This is a genomic window from Streptomyces cucumeris (genome assembly GCF_024295805.1).
GTDB classification, from domain to species: Bacteria; Actinomycetota; Actinomycetes; order Streptomycetales; family Streptomycetaceae; genus Streptomyces; species Streptomyces cucumeris.
Window position 1 is genome coordinate 3811 of record NZ_JANCLX010000052.1, and the last position, 17716, is coordinate 21526.

Consider the following 17716-nt stretch of genomic DNA (forward strand, 5'->3'; position numbering starts at 1 on the left):
CCGGTGTGGCGCCTTGGGGTCGGGGGGGGGGGGGGGGCCGGGGGCCCCCCCCCCCGGGCCCACGCCAGAAGACAAGTCAGAGCCAACCACAGAGGACAAGCAGTGACCTCGCCAAACGACCGGGAGCCGTCAAGTGGTGCCCCGGTGTCTCCAAACGTCATTATCCCTTCTACTGAGCCGGGCGAAACCCGGTTTCTGTCCGTGATCGACCTTCATCTGCGTGCCAGTCTCGTTCTGGCGCTCGCCATTCTCCTGATCCTCATCGCAGTGCCTCTCGTGGTGTGGCCGGACGCCGTTCCGGCTTCCCACTGGTGGCCAGCGGCTCCCCCCGTCATCGTGATCGTGATCTTGTTGCGGGTGTCGCACAGCAGCAGCATCCGATTCCTGCGGGCCCAGATCAGCTGATTGTCGAGCCCATGGCGGGCGCCTCGTCACGGGGCGCCCGTCTCGAACCACTGCCCAAGTACGGCAGCTGAGGACGTCTGCCGTCTGGTGAAGGGACATCCCGATGGCCGCACCACCAGTTCCGCGATTGTGTGCATTCCGCAAGGAGCCAATCTCTGAGTTGAGCCGGCGAGGGCGGCGGCGCGACTACTGCACGAAGTTGTGCCAGGGCAGGGCTCAGCGGCAGCGGGACCGTGAACGGCGAGCAGGCCAAAGCGCCGGTCATGCCCACCACGCCGTGGCCACGGAACTCGGCATTCAGGCTGAGGAACTGCTCGCCCTCGTGCACAGCGAGGCCCCGCTGGCATCTGTGCTTGAGCTCACTGCGCAAGTTCAGGGCAACGCCGTGCGGCTGACTGTTGCCCTCGCCGCCGTTGCCCGCGCCGGTGGTGCAACCTGGGATGAAGTCGCCGCGGCGGCCGGGATCAGCAGCGCATCTGCCCGGGCTCGTTGGGGCGGGCCCAAGGCGGCCCGTCTGGTCGCCGGCGCTTCACCCACCGCCGTGCACCGACCACGGTCAGCCATACATTGGACCGCGCCGATCGCGAACAACGGATTCCTGCCGACCGCGCCTGCGGTACGGGAGCGCGCACGGATGCTGGGCAGCGCTCTGAAAGTGCTGCAACAACGTTCACCGCTGAGCATCGAGCAGTTGGCGCGGATGGCCGACGTACCGCTTGCCGCCGTGTACATGGCACTCGACGGTCAGGCGGTGGCTCCTTGGCCTACAACGTACACGCTGGCTGACCTGCTGGGCGGCGAGCCTGGTGAACTCCGCTGGCTGTGGGAGCGAGCCTGGCACGGGAGCGTCCGCCTCTCCCCGGCTGACGAGTTCGGGGCCTTGTCGACTGTCCTGCGGGGAGCGCGTCTCGGGGCGGGAGCTCCTGCGCTGCCGGCCATCAGTGAGCAAGCCGGCCTTGCCTTCGAGGAGACAGCAGCCATCTTCGACGGTGGCGTCGAGCCGGACTGGCCGACCCTCTGCCGACTCGTCAACTGTTTCGGAGTGAGCCCCGAGGAGCTTCGAACGCTGCGGGTCTCGGAGCAGCGGCGTATTCCCTTTGGCGCGGAAGGGTGAGGGGGACCATGACCCGGATCGGACAGTGCTCTGAACCATGTTGTGGTTCAAGGGCAAGTCTGCCAACCAGCTTCCGGCTCGAATATGTTGCATTTCGCCAGTTACACCATGACGCCTATCTTAACTACGCTCATATCAGGATAGGGAGCTGGACCCGCGCGGTACGATGCGTGGAATCTGTATTCGACAGCTTGTGCTACAGCTGGCAGGCAGCCTTGCGTGGTTGTCCAGCGTCACGTGCCTGGAACTTGCTGAGTGAACAGGCCGACCAGCTCTCGGACTGCGGCACCGGGCACAGGTGGACGGTCCACTGCCTCCTGGAGGGCAAGCAGGCCGACGTCGTGCTGCTCCATCGACGGTTGCGGCTGTCGGTAGAAGAGGCAGCTGACCTGATGGGCCTTCCTGACTACGCCGTTCGCGGCCTCTTACTAACAGCCGACCGCGCACTGTGTGCCCTGCCGCGCTGCGTGGCCGGGGTGTTCACGGACGCTCTCTACGCCCCCCGCGCACACGTCGCACGCACTGCCCATCAGCCGCGCTAATTCCCCTCGCGGTGCTCCCTCTAACTCAACTGGCTGGAAGCCTGATTGAGCGATTGGCCAGGCCGTCGGTGCCCCCTAGGATGAGCCGCTCCACCCGATACACCTGGCCCTCGATCAGGGCCATAGGAGTGTGCATGGCCCACGGGGAGAAAAGGCGACCTCGCTTCGTCGACATGGATACGCCCAGCGTCGCCCGCATGTACGACTGGCTCCTGGGAGGTTCGGCCAACTACGCGTCGGATCGCGATGCCTGCCATCGGCTCTTACGCATCGCTCCCAGTAGCCAGCAGCTGGCACGGACGAACCGGGCGTTCCTCCGACGCGTCGTACGCGTTCTGGTCGAGGAATTCGGCATCACCCAGTTCATCGACCACGGGTCGGGGCTTCCCACCCAGGACAACGTGCACGAGGTCGCGCAGCAGCTCAATCCGGAGTCGCGAGTTGTCTACGTTGACAATGACCCGATGGTCTTGGCTCACGGACGGACGATGCTGGATGAGGATGACAAGACACTCATCCTCGACAGCGACATGCGGGACACCTACCGGATCATAGAGGCAGCCAAGACCGTGCTGGACTGGGGCAAACCGGTGGCGGGACTGTTCGTGTCCGTCCTGCACTGTCTGGCCGACACCGAGGACGAGCGGGATCCTGCCGCAGTGGTCCAACGCGTCGCAGCACAGCTGCCGCCCGATAGCTGCATGGTCATCTGTCAGCTGGTCAGTGACAATCCGGAGGTACGAGACGGTGTCACTGCCCTGATGGAGACGGAGACCCACGGGCGGTGGGGCAGGGTGCGCCGCACCAGTGAAGTGGAGCGCTTCTTCGACGGCATGCAGATCCAGCCTCCAGGACTCGTCGACGTGATCGACTGGCGTCCGGAGGGAGAGCCGTCTCCAAAACATCTGCGTCCGACTGACTGGGTGGAGTGGGGCGGCGTAGCCCGCACCTGACCGTTCAGGGCCATGGAGTCTGTCGTGGTGTGGCATCGGGCGCAGACCTTTTGACTGGGCGATCAGTGTCCGCAGTAGCGCTCTATGGCCTCGTTCAGCTTTTTCACGCTTGGCTCCTTTCCCAGTGCCACCTCGTGCAGGTCGTCCACGAGCTTCCGGTATTCGTCCAGAGCCCGCTTCCTGGTGACATAGACGGCGCTGCGGACCTGTTCGATATAAGCCAGTTCGGAGTGTTGCCCGTCTGGGAAGGTGAGGTGGGTGATCGGGAACGGCGGTGACACACTGTCCTTCTCGATCAAGCGCACATGAACCCGGCCTGTCTCGGCAACTTGCAGCAGATATTTCAGCTGCGCCTGCATCACCTCGTCGCTGCCGCGGCGACGATCGAGAACCGTCTCGTCCAGAAACACGATGAAGCGGATCCGACTGGAATCCACGACGTGGCGCCGTCGAGCCTCTCGCAGGCGAACGACCCCTGCAACTTCGTCGTCGGAAGCATGGCGCATCACCTGCCGGACGAGCGCCTCAGCGTAGTCGCGGATCTGGAGCAGCCCGGGAATTACCTGATTCTCGAAGACTGTGATCTTGTCCGCTTGCCCCTCAAGTTGGATCAGGCGCTTTAGATAGTCGGGTGTGACATCCGCGAACTGGTCGTACCACTGGTTGTTGTTCGTCTGGGCGAGCAACTCTTCGAGAAACTGGATCTGTCGGTCATCGAGCCCATAGAAACGTGCGAGATCGTGGACGTCCCTCGGCTTCGGTGGGCTCTCACCACGCTCAAGGCGGCTCATCTTCGACGTCGACCCCCGGATGGCATGAGCCGCCTCTTTAAGGCTCAGCCCACGGGCTTCGCGGTGACGTCGGAGTTCCTCTCCCAGCAGCCGCCCTGCAGGCGGCTGCGAATCGGAAGACTGCATGGGAAGCACAGGTGAGCTTCCACCTTGCTGGACATGACGGGCGGCGGGCATGCGAACTCCGGTCAGCAATAGACGAAACGCCTACAGCATGCCGGGCGCATACCCGTCGCCACAACACGAAGCCTACGATTCAAGACGCAGGCTCCGATATTATCCGATCAGGTGATCGAATTCTGTCGCCTTGGCTCCGACGATGAACGCCTTCAGCTCAGACGATGTGAACACCAGTGCGGGTCCGTCCGGGAATCGTGAGTTCCGCATCGCAATGTCGCCTCCGGGGAGCCCTGCCACTTCGACGCAGTTTCCATCACCGAGGCTGGCGCTTCCCTTCTGCCAGGTCACTCCCGTGATCCGATCCGCAGGCATTCCGTTCGCGATCTTCATGATCTTCCTCTCCTCCATCCACCCGCTCTTCTCGTAGCGCGAGGGGACCGATTCCCACGTGGGACGTGACACCTCACTTCATGCAAATGGTAGTGACGGATTCTGGTCGCAACAGCTCCCCGATAGAGTGCACTTATACTGCTGCTGGGGTTGAACTCGTGGTGTCGCAGGAGGCTGACGGCTTGTCGTCCCCTGCAGCGTCACCAGGCGTACGCGGTATCCACGAGGAGGCGGGCAGACCGTTAAACGGCGACAGCTCCACGAAGGTCGCCGCGACGGCGAATGCCGGGTACCCGGACAATGAGGACCTGGTCATCGTCCCCGAAGACCGGCATCGCCACCCGCAAGACCCTCCCCTCCGAGAGCCAGCGAGCCTCAGCCAAAGCCCTGGGGCAGGAAACACAAGCGCGGATGCCGAAGCACTTCTCACTCGAGGTCATCTCCCGCACGGCGTACTGGGTGGAGTGGTGGGGCGGCTTCGGCCCACCCTCCGGCAACGAGCCGAGACTGACGAATCCCTCGACCGGTACGTCATCACCACCTTCACCAACAGGACACCGACATGAGCCCCTACGACACATCGATGAGCCAGGCCCCCGAGCCAACCTCGCCCAGACTCTGAGCAGAGCCACCGTGCTCCTCACCCATCCTGATCCGTCAGCCACCGTGTTCCGGACCCGGGCGGGCTGGACCCGACCAGGTCGTTCACGAACCTGCTGCCCAAAACCATCGCGTGAAGTGGCCTGTCTCGACGCATACGCCGAGTGGAGGCCGAGTTCGGCACCACCGCCACCCCGACTACCTCATCACCGAAGGCGAGCACACGCTCGTCGCGGAGGTAGCCGGTGAGCTTCCCGGCCGGGCGGGCCTGAGTAGCATCGAGGACATGGCCGACCTGCTGCACGGACTCATCCCCCAGGCGGGAGCGGTCACACACCGGGCCGCCCTCGTTCTCCATGCTGACCAGCACGGCCCGGCCAGTGCCGGTGCCGGTCGGTCACCGACGCCCCGCGGCCGGCACAGGCGCGGGCGAACCCGCTGGCCGGGGCAATGTCGTGTTTCCAGACGATGAGCTGTTCACAGGCGCTTCCGGGTAGTTCGGAGGGGCCGGTGGCCGAGGTCAGCGCGGTCACACGGTGGGTTCCCCATGTCCGCCCAGGGTGAGGCATCGGGTGAGGCTGTCCCCTGCGATGCGCGTGGCTTCTTCAATGACGGGCAGTGCGCCGTCGGGGAGGTGGCCCGCTGCGAGGCCGGCGCGTCGAACGATGTCTTCCAGGTGGGTGCGGTGGGGGTCGCTGGTCGGGGTGGTGCTGCGGCGCAGGATCTCGTGTGCGGCATAGAAGTCCCTGGCCTTGATGGCGTCGTGGGCAACGGTGCGGTGCAAGTCGGCTTGTGCTGTGTTGCCAGGCGGCGCCAGCTCAATGACGGTCAGGGCCAGCCGGGTCCGGAACATCCTTGTGTGGGCAGGCGTTTTGTCGAAGATGTTCTTCGCCGTGGTGGTCAGGGTGGCGTAGTGGCCGGGGCTGGTGCTGTCCGTGGTGTCGCGGACGAGGTAGCGCAGGATGTCGGCGACGACGGTTTCCCAGGGGTCGGTGATGGTGGCGGAGTCGATCAGGTGGGCGGCACGGTCGGGGTGGTCGTCGGCCAGGGCGGCGATGGCCCGTGTCTGGCGGACCTCGGTCAGTTGGCTGGGGGTGTCGTCGTAGGTGGCGGCGTGTGCGACGGCCTTGGCCCACTGGGCGGTCGATGTCAGCAGGCGGGTGCCGTCGTCCAGCATCAGGAACCGCAGCCACGGGCGGATGTGCTCGCGGGTGGCGTCGTCGGTGAAGCCGGTCAGGTCGATGGTGTGTCCGCGGGCGGTAGCGGTGCCGCCGTGGTGGACGGCGTAGTGCAGGGCGGTCAGCTGGTCGTAGGCGGCATTCTTCTTCCCGCTGCGGGCAGTCAGGCGGACCAGGTTGACCATTGGCTGGAGTGCGGCGATGGCGGTGTCGCCGGTGACAGGCCACGCCTGCTGGAACAGTCGCAGCTGGCTTAGGCACAGGTCTTCTGCGTAGCCGGGCAGGCCGCAGTCGGATGCGATCAGCGCGGACAAATTCCAGGTGGCGCATGCGGCGTTGATCCGGTCCGGGGCTGGGAGGTCGCGGGTCGACTTGGCGGCGCATGCAGAGACTTCTTCGATCCGGGCGTCCAGGCTGGGGTAGTACAGGTGGGAGCGGCAGACCAGGGGGAGCCGGGTGGCGGCGGGGTGCAGGCGGATCGGCGGGCTGGTGGTCACGATCCGGCTCCTTCGGTCGGGTGGAGGATCGCTGTGCAGGCAGCGTGGGCCAGGACACTTTGGGTGTGGGCGGCAAGTCCGAGCCGGTTCCAGTGGAAGATCACGTGGTAGGCGATGACATGACGTAGGCCGCGGTCAAGGGCTCCCTCTCGGGAGGCATTACCGAGTGCAGTGCCCGCATCCCGGAACGCCGCGACCCATGTGGCGGCAAGCAGGAGTGTCTGGTCGGACTGAAGCAGTGGCGCAGTAGGGCTGGTGTCCGCGGACAGGAGGGGCGTGAGCTGACGGGCCAGGGCACGGACCTTGTCGGGGTCGGTGCCGTCGGGGAGGGGACGGTCGCGGGTGACGCGGCGCCAGACGTCGCCTTGCTCGTACCACTCCAGCGCTGCGGCGCGCATCAGGGTGGAACACAGCAGGACGGACAGTTCACGGCGGCCGAGGGTGCCGTGGGGCGAGGTCAGGACGGCGTGGCTGTCGGCGCAGAACAGGGTGTGCGCGATGGCCACGCTGGCGCTACCGCCGAACGCTGCTGTCTCGGGCTCGTAAGTGCCGAGCCACCAGGTGAGAAGCCCGGCTGCCGCGAGCTCGTCCAGGGCGCCGGTGACGGTGGACGGCGTCTGTCCCGTGGAAGCTGAGGGCAGGATGCGCATCCGCCAACACGGATGCTTGCGGATGAACCACCAGCCGGTGATCCGGTCATCAGCTTTGGCCAGGTCCAGGACGGGGACAAGATGGTCGGCGACTGTCTGCTCGGCCTTGTCCCAGTCGATGAACTGGATGTACAGCTGCTGCCACGCGGGCGGTCCCGCCTGCCGGGCCAGAGCCTGTTGTCCGGCGTCCTGGTAGACGGCGGTGGCGGCGGCCAGGTCGGCTGGCTCCAGGCCGGCGCGGGCGGCGGCCGTCTCCAGCGAGGTTCCCGCGAGGACCTCCAGGACGGCCCGGACGGTGGTGGTCAGTCGATCAGCAGGCATGCATCCCATCCGGAAGCCGGGGCAGCATCACCTGCTGCGGTGATCAGAGCCAGGGCTGTGCCCGCGTCGCCGAGCAGGAGTCCGGGATCACGTCCGGCGGTGGCCGGGGTGTGCCGGTTCAGTGCGTCGGCGATGGGCGGTAGAGCGGCGTGCAGGGCCGGGGTGGCGGCGTCGCGGGCCGCGCGCCAGGCAGTCTGGTAGACGCCTGCCCACCCGTGGCAAAGGCTGGTGTCGGCTATCCGGGCCAGCTGCCGCGGGTCGGTCAGGCAGCGGGCCATGGCCTCCTCGTACGCGTGCTGCCGTGTGGCGTCGCGGACGGCGATGGCGGCGGTCTGACCGGCGCGGGCGATGCCGGGGGTTCCGTAGCACCAGCTGGGCCGAGCGGGGCCGGACTGGGTGGGGCGGCCAGTACGCAGGTCGTCGAGTGTGAGGTGCTGGGGCCACCGGGGTCCGGCGGCTCCTTCCTGCCGCCACTGGTCCAGCCAGGCGAGGACGGTGTAGATAGCGTCTGCCTGGCCGTCCACCGTGACGTCGTGGCGCAGGGCACGGGCCATCAGCAGCAGGGGGCCGGTGATGCCGTGTGCCACGCCCAGGTTGGCGTGGCCGCTGGGGAATCCTGGGGAGTGGGTGAAGCTGGGGTCGTGGCCGACCCACCAGCCCGGCACACTGCCGAGCCGGTCGTCGTGGACGGGGCGCGTCAGGGTGACGAGGTAGGCGAGTACCCGTTCCAGCGCGGAGCTGCCCGGGTGGCGGCGCAGCAGGTAGGCGCCGATCCCAGTCAGCCCGTAGAACACGTCGTATTCATGGAAGGTGGGTCGCTCGCCGCTGCCTGATCGGTGGATTGCGGTGTCGACGCGGCGGTGTGCGAGGGCGGTGACGTGCTGGTCGACGGCGGTCAGGGCCTGCCGGTAGCGAGCCGAATCCGGGGCAGTGGCGCAGCTGAGGGTGAAGGCGACGGCCGGCGCTCCCAGGAACAGGCCGCTGGTGTCGGAGGCGCTGACCGGTGTCATGGTGGCGGCCTTGATCCAGTTGTGGGCCTGGGGCCAGGTGCCGTGTCCGGTGTGGGCACGTTCGATGTGAAGCAGGGCTGTGCCGGTCGGGCCGTCGGACAGGGACTGTCTGAGCCAGGGCTGATCCGCTGGCGGCGGGGCTGGGACCTCCAGGGCGTGGGCGATGGTGTCGGCAGCGCTCATGGCTGACCGCCGTGGTGGCGCAGGGCGCAGGATCGGGCGAGCCGGCCGGTGATGCGCTGCTGGTCGGGGTCGGCGGGCACAGCGCGAATCTGGTGCTGGTGCAGGAGGGACCGGAGCACTGCGTCTGTGTCCTGGCCGTGGGCAAGGTGCTGGCGGTAGGCGGTCAGGGTGGCAGCACGGGTGCGCCAAGCGGCGGCGATGTCGTCGCCTGCGGGCAGTGCGGCCAGAGTGGCGGGGTCAGTCAGGGTGATGGCCCGCCGGGTCAGGGTGCGATCCAAAGGGCCGGGCTCACGGAGCAGCGTCCGGGTCAGCCCCTCGGCTGCCTGTTTCCAGCTCCCGGTGAACCGCGCCGCTATGTCGACCATGCTGGCGGCAGTCAGGGCCTGCGCCGTGGGGCTGTCGTCGGCGGAGGTGCGGATCTGCGCCACGGCGGCGGCCGAGTCAGCCGCGAACACCGCGTGGGCGGCGTCAAGTGTGGAGCCGTGACCGTAGTGGCCGGTGTGCGGCTGATAGGAGGAAAGCTCCAGGCCGCTGGCCAGGTGGTGCCGGGTGAGGTCTGCCGCCCAGTCGTGGGCGTGGGCGGCGGCCTGCCCGTAGTCGTCGGGGTCGGCCAGGTGCAGGTACAGCGCCAGATGCTGGCCGGTGTCGGGGCGGTGGGTGTCGCGGTACCGGTGGAACCACCAGCGCGGCGGTCGGGGGAACCGGGCGATCAGGTCCGGCAGGTGCGCGGTGAGGATCTGGTTGAAGCGGAGCGGGTGGGCGTGCAGCCGAGCGTGCAGGACGGCGGAACGTTCCGGGGAGTGCGGCACCGTGAGCATGGCGGGTGTGCGGGTTGGGGTCGGTGTGGCGGCCTCCGTGTGGGCGAGGGGGATGAGGAGTTCGTGAGGGCGGCCGATCCAGGCCCGGTCCTGGAGGGTGGGGGTTTCGCGCAGCTCGACCAGGCGGAGGCGGTCCAGGCAGGATCGGAGCAGCGCGCGGTCCAGGCGCCGAGCCAGGTCGATGGGCAGTTGCTGATCGTTCTCGACCAGGGCGAACCGGTCGGGGACGTGGAGCCGTTGACGCCACCGGTCGAGGGCCTTGTTCCACTCGGTGATCGGCGCGGAGCGGGCGGGCAGTTCGTCGGCGGACAGCAGCCAGCGGGCAGGACGCAGGATGGTCCGCTTGTACCGGACGCGGGGCAAGTACGGCAGGGACGTTGCGGCGCCGAACGCGAACGATTTGTAGGCGGCGGTGCGGGCAGTGGTGATCTCTGCCAGGAATCGGGCCAGCGGCGGCGTGTGGACGGATGCTTCCAGGGCATGGGGCACACGAGGTTCTACGTGCTGCCCGGTCGACCTGCGCACCAAGTAGAACCGGTCCGCATCGGCGGTGACCGCAAGATCGTCCAAGGAAATGGCTCCAGGGCCGGGCGTCGGGTGTTCTGCCAAGGGAATGGTGTGCGGCAGCAGCTGGGGGACGCGGGCAACATTCTCGTTGCGGCGCCGTCGCGGACTGAACGACAGCTGGGCCGGTATCGCACCGGGGCTGACCATCGTGTAGCTGGCGCTGAGCGCGGCCTGCTCGTCGGGCAGCAGCAGGTGGGCGAACCGTCCGAGCATGCTGCTGCCGGGCCGGGGGGCTCCGGTGACGAGCAGTCGGTAGTCGCCACGCCGGACGGCGTCCAGCGTGGGGGCGTGGATCTCTACGGCGATCTCAGCCCGGGGCGCGGTACGGACGGGGTCGGAGCGGTCGGCGGTCAGGTCGGCGATGTGCGCCCGGGTGAGGACGAGTTCGGTGTGGTCGGCAAGGGAGGCTTCCTGCAAGAGGCGGAGAATCGTCTCGTCTCGGCGAGTCCACTGGTAGGGGGCGCGGCTGCGTTCCGATCCGAGATATCCGGCGGGGTAGCCCAGTCCACTGTCGGCGGTCAGGTCCAGGACGGGTACGGCAGTGCCAGGCCCGTACCGGTCGAGGAACCGCTGGTGGTAGTCGCGCCACTGCGGATAGCCGTCAGGGTACGGCGATAGCCGAGCCATGACATGGGCTGCTTCGGCGGCCTCGGTCAGCACGGCCTCGGGAATGCGGGCGGTGCAGTCCAGAGCAGCGTCGACCAGCACCGGGGTGGGGGCACAGTCGCTGACGGCATGCATCGCCTGAACGAGGCGGGAATCCGCGGCCCAGGGAGCGGCAGTGCCGGGCGCGTTGATCAGGCCGCAGATCTCGGTGAGCTGTGCGGCCAGGGTGGCGACGCCTGACAGGTTTGCTGCGTCGGCCTGGTCGAGCTGGCTGCACAGGTGGCTGAGAGCATCGGCATCGTTCATGGGAGGCCACAAGCTGGTGATCAAGACATGCCGGGCGACCAGATCGGCGACAAGTCCCTCGAGTTGGCCGGCACGGGCGGCGGGGAAGAGGACTGCGAGCGCAGCCAGGAGATCGCTGTAGCCGACCGGAGTGCGGGCTGCGTCCAAAGCGGCGGCCACGGGCCGTGTCCGGCGGATGGACACCTCCACGGGGGCGTAGCCGCCGGTTCGTCCGGTGGCCGGCTTGCCGGTGACGACGTGGCGGTCCCCACGCGGATGGCCGGTGTTGTTGGCGACGACTGTCAGCCGGGCGAGCAGCGCGGGGTCGGCTTCAAGCTGGGTGATGGCGTCGGCCAGCCACTCGGCATCGGGACGCAGCCGCGTGCGGTAGCCCCTCCCCCATGCGATGTGAGGTTCTTGAGCCGGCCGGGCAGGAGTGACTCCTGCGAACACCCCGAACGGTGTGGGCCGGTGGTTCCAGCGCAGCAGGTACGCGCCGACGGACCGGACGGCGCGGCGGATGCGACGGCCGTCGGTCAGGGTGCCATCCAGGATCGCGGTGACCCGCTGGCACAGGACCGGGCTGGCGACGGCCACAGCGGCAGGCAGGGGGCCGCACCAGACGCGGGTCAGCCACCGGCAGCCTTGGGTGGCGATGTCGTCGGCGTATGGGTCGAGGTCGGGGACGGGTATCGGCTGGGGAGCGGTCGACGCCCGCAGCAGAATCGCGGGCTGCCACTGATAGTTGCTGGGTAATCCATGTGCCACTGGTTTCCCCCACGGGTGAGCGCGTCTACAGGCACCGCCGGGGCGACAGCCATGCGTGGCTGTCGCCCCGGCGCGGTGCGCTCTGGGCGGCGGCGGCCGCGATGGCGGGCCACCCGGAGCTGGCACCGTTGGCGCAGGTATCGCCGCAGCCGTCGCTGGTCGGGCAGTTGAACGCGGCGGCGCCGGTCTCGCTGATGACGACCTGGACGTCGAGGTCGAACTCGTCGTCCGTCAGACCGGTGTCGGCGGCCCCGGTCATGATGTCGAGTACGGCAGCAGTCATGTGATCACTCTCCCTGTCGGATGGGATGGTGCAGGACAACCTGGCCCGCTGTTCCGTTACGGGACGACCGGCCAGGTGATCGAGATCCGGCGGTGGTGCTTGTCGATGATCCGGTCGCCGGAGATCCGGTCATCAGCAGTGCCCGCCGGGTAGACGGCGATACGGGGGTCGGGTCCGCCACGATGGTCCTTGCCCCAGGTACGGATGGCGTCGGCCAGCCGGTGGGCTGCGCCCTCCCCGTCAGGGCCGAACGCGTGCACACCGAACTCGGCGCTCTTACGGTCGTCGCTGCGGCGCACCACGACGTAGGCGAAGTTCGGGCCGTCGACCGCGACCAGTGAAAAGTTCAGGTTGGTGGGCCCGATCTTGCCCGTGGCCAGGTCCGGGTCGATGAACATGTTGCAGTACCCAGGGACCATGGTCGCCACGTACATCTGAAGGGTGCCGATCTTCTCGTTGCTGGCGACGGTGACGCCGGTCCAGGTTTCGACGCGGCGGGTGTCCAGTGCGCCGGTCAGCAGCTGCGGGACGACGGGCACCCCGTCATCGAAGCGAAGCGTCACGCCATCATCGCCGGGGAGGGTGAACTGCTGGGCGTTGTGGGCGCCGTCGCCCCGCATCGCGACGAACCCACACACGTGGGCGCTGGTCGCCGTCAGCTCACCGTCCTGCTTGACGAACGCATAGGTGCGGGTCAAGCCGTTGATGCGCAGTGGCACCACGAGCCGACCGCCTTCCTTCAGCTGGTCGGTCCAGGCGGGGGGAATGTCCCAGGCGCCCACGGTCACCACGATCGCGTCGTAGGGGGCATGGTCGGGGACACCGTACTCGCCGTCGGCGACGACCACGTTGACGTCCGTGTAGCCGGTCGAGGCCAAGAACCGGCGGGCCCGCTCAGCGGGGGCCGGATCGATGTCGACGGTGCTGACCTGCCCGGCCGCTCCGCTCAGCTCAGCGATGTAGGCGGCGTTCGGGCCGTTGGTGCCGATCTCCAGGACGTGGTCGCCCGGCTTGATGTCGGCCTGTTCCAGCTGCATGGCCTGGATCTGCGGTGCGGACACCGAGCTGGTGTGAACCCCGTCAGCGTCTTCCTGTGTGACCACGGCGTTGTAGGTGCTGTAGGCGTCATCGAGAGACACCTCGGGGACGGCCAGGTGGCGGGGCACCCTGCGCATGGCGGCCTCGACGCCGGGCGAGGTGATCCAGCCGCCTTCCTTCAGCTGGTCTACGACTGTGTTGCGCAGCTCGGTCACGTGGTTCTCGTCGGGCAGCTCGGCCATGTGGCTGGTCTCCTCGTGGTGCGTGTACGTGAAGCCGTGATGATGTCGATGTCCCATGGGCAGCGCCATGCGGTTCTCTGGCCAGGGTTGAGAATCAGTCTTCTGTCATCGGCCCATTCGTCGTGCGTTCGCTGTTGTCCGCTGGGGCGGGCGAGGCCAGCAAGGGAAACGGAAAACTGTTGCTGATCTCGCCCGCGCGGGTGACGCGAGTCCCAGCCGCTCGACCTGTCCGGGGTAATCAGGCCGGGGACACTGGCCCTGGCCTGGCGGTGGTCCCTACGGGGTGACGCCGGGTCGCGAATCAAGCGTGCGCCGCCAGAGGCCCCTGCGTTCCCGGCGGTCTGGAACGGCCTTCCAAGATCGCTGTACCGCCGTCAGGGTTCGGTTTACTGGCCCGCTTCGGCTGCCAATCCCGGGGCTGCTCTGCGTCCCAGTCCTGCTCGCGAACTTCGCCGTCCGGCCAGACATAGGCGAGTCAACGTCCACCTGATGTCAGTGACACCTCGCGCAGGTCGTAGCGGCTGGCGCTCCGCATCCACTCGTTGCATCTCTCCCCTTGCTGAATCACGCGACGACTGCGCGGATCTCGTGAAGCACGTCTCCCATCCCGCTAGCCGAAGTGGGCTCCTCCCCCACGCTTCGTGCGACACCGAGCTGTGTCCCAGGTTCGGTTGCCGGGTTTTGCCTCCGCACCCGCCCGCCCTCCGGTCCGTCATACACCGGCCGGCAGACGGGCGATTTTGAGCGGGCCGACCGCTGACTACTCGAGGGCGCGGCCGGGGCAATCCTCTTCCAAGCGGAGGGAGCCCACTGTGAGGGGCCGTGGGCCCTCCTCCGACGGCATCGGTGACCGCCGTCAGTCTCTTCTCGTCTGAGTCGGGGCCCACCGAGACTTTCCGTTCGCGCATGATCGCGCTAGGTGCACCGAGAGAGCATTCCACGATGCGGCTGCCATGAACGGACAAGCTGTCCACAGGTTTCGCCTCTAACTCCCTTGACGATTCGCACAAATACGGTGTACCCCGAAATCTCATACCCGCGGCAACAGCGTTTCTTCGGAGCCGTAGGAGGGGACGTCGGTCATGTCGCTGGCTAGTTCTGGCATGCCAGAGGTCGCGATCAAGGTGCCTGCCACGATGCTGTGAGACCGCTCTCGAGGCCCCTGATTTCGTTAACAGTTGACGACCGCGCCCGTGAGCGATGGACATCGTCCGTACTCTGATCAGGAGTGGCTCCACCGTGAAGGGAATGAACCGCCGATGAGTGAAAGCCTGACGCTGGGGGATCGCCTGCGCATCGCCCGCAGGACACGGGGGCTGTCAGCCGCCCAGCTCGCCAACAAAGTTGCCATCTCGCCCAGCTATGTCCAGAAACTGGAGTCTGGAGCCCGGAAGGCCACGCCAGCGCTGGTGGCTGCCCTCGCAAACGCCTTGCGCTTCGGTCAAGAAGTCCTGACGGGTCAGCCGTACTACGGTGAGCCCGAGGCTGAAGACACAGTGCATGCCGTCATTCCCGAGCTGCGCCGTCTACTACTGTGCTACGACACTCCTGACGAGCTTGGGAGCGCGCCACGCCCCCTGCCGGTCCTCGCTTCAGAAGTGGACCAGATAGCTGCGCTGCGCCGTGATGCCCGTTACGCGCCGATGGGGCCGCTGCTGCCGCTGATCATCTCCGAGCTGACGCACGTGGCGCTCAGCGCTCGCGACAGGGAGCAGAGGCAGGCGTACTGGCAGCTGGCCCGTGTCTATCGAGCGGTAAACTCATTGGCACACAAGATGGGCCATCACGACCTATCCAACACGGCATTGGAGCGGGTCCGCTGGGCTGCTGACCAGGCGGGTGACCCGCTGCTGCAGATCACTGCCGGCTACCTGGTGGCCGGGGCGATGCTGCGGCAGGGAGCCTACACGCCTGCCCGGCGAAAACTGTTGTCCCTACGCACCGAGCTGGAGCGCATGCAGCCGGAACATTCGTTTACGGATGATGCTCTAGCGGTCGACGGGGCACTGCTGCTCAAGTTGGCCGTGATCGAGTCCCGGAGGAACAACCCCGAAGGCGCGAACACGTACTTGCGCGAAGCTGAAGAAGTCGCACGGATGGCGGGGAACCGCGATTCTCTTGCGTACGAGATGTCCTTCGGGCCCACGAACATCCATATCCATGACGTACATGCACTGATCGACATGGGTGACACCGAGCAGGCCCTCGCCCGGCTGGTTGAGTGGGCACCGAACAGCAGCATGGAATGGACTCCGCCAGCAACGACCGTCGGCGAACGCTCCAGTCACCATCACATCGACGTGGCCTCAGCCAAGCTCACCCTGGGCAATCGAGCGGGAGCGTTCGAGGAACTGCGGCGGGCTCGGAAGATAGCGCCGAACCACACACGGTTCCACCCGTCCGTACGCGAAACCACATCCGCGCTGCTCCGCCTGGAGACCCACCCGACCAACGAGCTGTCGACCTTCGGAATCTGGGCAGGCGTTAGCACATCCTGACACTACGTCAAGTCCTTCGACATTGACTCCTGCGGACAGACTGTCCGCTCACGCCACTCGCGCAATGGAATGGTCTCCTCACAGCCAGTTGTGAGGAGACCATTGTCATGACGTCCGACGCCAAACGGGGTTCCGCAGCCCAGCCGCCCCGATGGATGCCCACCGGTGCCGAGTCTGATCTGCGCCCCGTCGGCGAGTGGTGGGACGTCATACGCACGTTCGAAGAGGTCGGTCATCGCGCCATCGACATACTTGAGGAAGCAGGCTGTCCCGTCGGGCCGGTATTCCTCCACCCGACAAGCCTGGAACCGCGGCTCTACTTCCTCGTAGCCGTGGGCGCAAGCAGTAACTGGAACGAGCCGGACACGGTTGCCCTCGGCCGCACATGCCATGTGCTCGTACCTCCCCTGGCCAAGACCTCCCCACCTGGTTTGCACTGGCACAAACTCCCCAACGCGCCCCACGTCCTTACGGTGCGTGAGCCGCTACGTCAGGCACTGACCAAGGCCCGCAGGGAACGGTGAAGGTTTCCGCCAACGCTTCCCAGTAATGAAGTCTGCAGGAGCCTGCCTCGGCTCAAGTTTCGTCTGGGTCGGACCACCATCAACCGCCATGCCGTCCCTCTCTTGCGACGGCGGCGAGACTGCGCATCCCAATGTTGGCCGTCCGCAGTCAACACAGTTCCGAACGGCGATGAAACATGCGCAGCCTTCCCAACCCAACATCGCCATCATCAATGTCCGCATCCCTTGACCGGAGGCACTGTGAACAGCACCGATTCCCTCAATGGCGCTCACAGCCCGGCTGACGTGCGCACGGATGTGCCCCACCCTGCGCGGATGTATAACTATTACCTTGGGGGGAAGGACCATTACGAAATCGATCAGAAGGCAGCCGAGGAAGTCGTCCGGAGGGTGCCGGAGGCCATCGATAGCGCTCGGGCGAACCGCGCATGGATGAGACGGGCGGTGCACCATCTGGCGAAGTTGGGTGTTCGTCAGTTCCTAGATGTTGGTACAGGGCTTCCCACAGAACCCAACCTGCATCAGGTCGCGCAATCCGTAATCGCTGATGCCCACATACTCTACTTCGACAACGATCCGATCGTGCTCACACATGCTCAGACTCTTCTAACGAGCAGCAAGCCCGGGCAGGTGGAATATGCCCACGGTGATTTGCGAGAGCCTCAGGGAATCATCGAAAAGGCACGGGCATTGGACATCTTTGACTGGGAGCAGCCGACCGCACTCGTGCTGTCTGCAATTACGCATTTCATCCCGGACAAGGATGACGTTGCTGGCATTTTCGGTACGCTCCGTGACGCGCTGCCACCCGGAAGTTTCCTGGTTCTGTCGCACGCCACCGGTGACTTCCAGCCAGAGAGGTCCGCACTCGGTGCAGCGGTCTATGACGAGTTCGAATCCAGCGTCGGGGTGACGATGCGGTCGCGCGAGCAGGTCGAGGCGCTGTTCGCAGGCTTCACTCTGCTTGAACCGGGGGTGGTGCAGGTACCGCTTTGGCATCCCGACGAGAAGATCAACTCACCAGAGCTCGGGCGGATCTGGGTGTACGGCGGCATCGGCCAGAAGGCCGCCGACTGTGGGCTGCAGATTCTTGCCCAGCCAATCCTCGCCGGGATGTCCTCCAGGCGAGTTGAAACCCCAGTGCCCCTTCCCTCCGGTGTCCTGAAACCGGACTTTCCAGCCCAGCCCGAGAAGCGCTTGTGGTCCCTTGGGATCCAGGTGCCACGCGGCGTGAGACCGCTGCACCTGAACCGGCCGTCGGGGTGCTCTGCGAGTTGAGGCTTTCGGTGCCCCCGCCCCGAGGCCCTGAGGCGCCCCGGCGGCCTTCCCAGTC

14 protein-coding genes are annotated in these 17716 nt (G+C 66.7%); 6 read left to right on the forward strand and 8 right to left on the reverse strand.

The window, feature by feature from the left end:
- Positions 1 to 144: 144 nt before the first annotated feature.
- The 3 genes from NMK44_RS39500 (at position 145) to NMK44_RS39510 (ending at position 3014) form a co-directional block, all read left to right on the forward strand.
- On the forward strand, positions 145 to 405 hold the full coding sequence (locus NMK44_RS39500) for a hypothetical protein (RefSeq protein WP_254752603.1): 261 nt from the start codon (positions 145 to 147) through the stop codon (positions 403 to 405).
- 277 nt (positions 406 to 682) lie between these two features.
- Complete coding sequence (locus NMK44_RS39505; protein ID WP_254752605.1) at positions 683 to 1519, forward strand: hypothetical protein; 837 nt, start codon at positions 683 to 685, stop codon at positions 1517 to 1519.
- A gap of 676 nt (positions 1520 to 2195) precedes the next feature.
- Positions 2196 to 3014 carry an SAM-dependent methyltransferase gene (locus NMK44_RS39510; protein ID WP_254752607.1) on the forward strand — a complete coding sequence of 273 codons (819 nt, stop codon included), beginning with the start codon at positions 2196 to 2198 and terminating at the stop codon, positions 3012 to 3014.
- Between the two features lie 62 nt (positions 3015 to 3076).
- On the opposite strand, the gene NMK44_RS39515 is transcribed toward NMK44_RS39510, so the two are convergent.
- From NMK44_RS39515 to fxlM, 8 genes are all read right to left on the reverse strand, one after another.
- Positions 3077 to 3931, reverse strand: coding sequence for a helix-turn-helix domain-containing protein (locus tag NMK44_RS39515; protein ID WP_254752662.1), 855 nt, complete (start codon positions 3929 to 3931; stop codon positions 3077 to 3079).
- A gap of 150 nt (positions 3932 to 4081) precedes the next feature.
- Complete coding sequence (locus NMK44_RS39520; protein WP_254752609.1) at positions 4082 to 4315, reverse strand: DUF397 domain-containing protein; 234 nt, start codon at positions 4313 to 4315, stop codon at positions 4082 to 4084.
- Positions 4316 to 5444: 1129 nt separating this feature from the next.
- Complete coding sequence (locus tag NMK44_RS39525) at positions 5445 to 6590, reverse strand: hypothetical protein (protein ID WP_254752611.1); 1146 nt, start codon at positions 6588 to 6590, stop codon at positions 5445 to 5447.
- The gene (locus tag NMK44_RS39530; protein ID WP_254752613.1) at positions 6587 to 7561 is read right to left on the reverse strand and encodes a thiopeptide-type bacteriocin biosynthesis protein; all 975 of its coding nucleotides are present in this window, start codon (positions 7559 to 7561) and stop codon (positions 6587 to 6589) included. Before NMK44_RS39530 ends, NMK44_RS39525 begins: the two co-directional genes overlap by 4 nt.
- The gene (locus NMK44_RS39535; RefSeq protein ID WP_254752615.1) at positions 7543 to 8754 is read right to left on the reverse strand and encodes a lanthionine synthetase C family protein; all 1212 of its coding nucleotides are present in this window, start codon (positions 8752 to 8754) and stop codon (positions 7543 to 7545) included. The genes NMK44_RS39530 and NMK44_RS39535 overlap by 19 nt, the downstream gene beginning before the upstream one ends.
- Positions 8751 to 11798, reverse strand: coding sequence for a lantibiotic dehydratase (locus NMK44_RS39540; protein WP_254752617.1), 3048 nt, complete (start codon positions 11796 to 11798; stop codon positions 8751 to 8753). The genes NMK44_RS39535 and NMK44_RS39540 overlap by 4 nt, the downstream gene beginning before the upstream one ends.
- 25 nt (positions 11799 to 11823) lie before the next feature.
- A complete protein-coding gene (locus NMK44_RS39545; RefSeq protein ID WP_308358793.1) occupies positions 11824 to 12081 on the reverse strand; it encodes an FxLD family lanthipeptide in 258 nt (85 codons plus the stop codon).
- A 56-nt stretch (positions 12082 to 12137) separates the two neighbouring features.
- Positions 12138 to 13361 carry a methyltransferase, FxLD system gene (gene fxlM, locus NMK44_RS39550; RefSeq protein WP_254752618.1) on the reverse strand — a complete coding sequence of 408 codons (1224 nt, stop codon included), beginning with the start codon at positions 13359 to 13361 and terminating at the stop codon, positions 12138 to 12140.
- A 1259-nt stretch (positions 13362 to 14620) separates the two neighbouring features.
- Between fxlM and NMK44_RS39555 the strand changes: the two genes are divergently transcribed.
- The 3 genes from NMK44_RS39555 (at position 14621) to NMK44_RS39565 (ending at position 17661) form a co-directional block, all read left to right on the forward strand.
- The gene (locus tag NMK44_RS39555) at positions 14621 to 15859 is read left to right on the forward strand and encodes a helix-turn-helix domain-containing protein (RefSeq protein ID WP_254752620.1); all 1239 of its coding nucleotides are present in this window, start codon (positions 14621 to 14623) and stop codon (positions 15857 to 15859) included.
- 107 nt (positions 15860 to 15966) lie between these two features.
- The gene (locus NMK44_RS39560; protein ID WP_254752622.1) at positions 15967 to 16383 is read left to right on the forward strand and encodes a hypothetical protein; all 417 of its coding nucleotides are present in this window, start codon (positions 15967 to 15969) and stop codon (positions 16381 to 16383) included.
- 240 nt (positions 16384 to 16623) lie between these two features.
- Entirely contained in the window at positions 16624 to 17661 is a 1038-nt protein-coding gene (locus NMK44_RS39565) for an SAM-dependent methyltransferase (protein WP_254752624.1), read from the forward strand.
- Positions 17662 to 17716 lie beyond the last annotated feature (55 nt).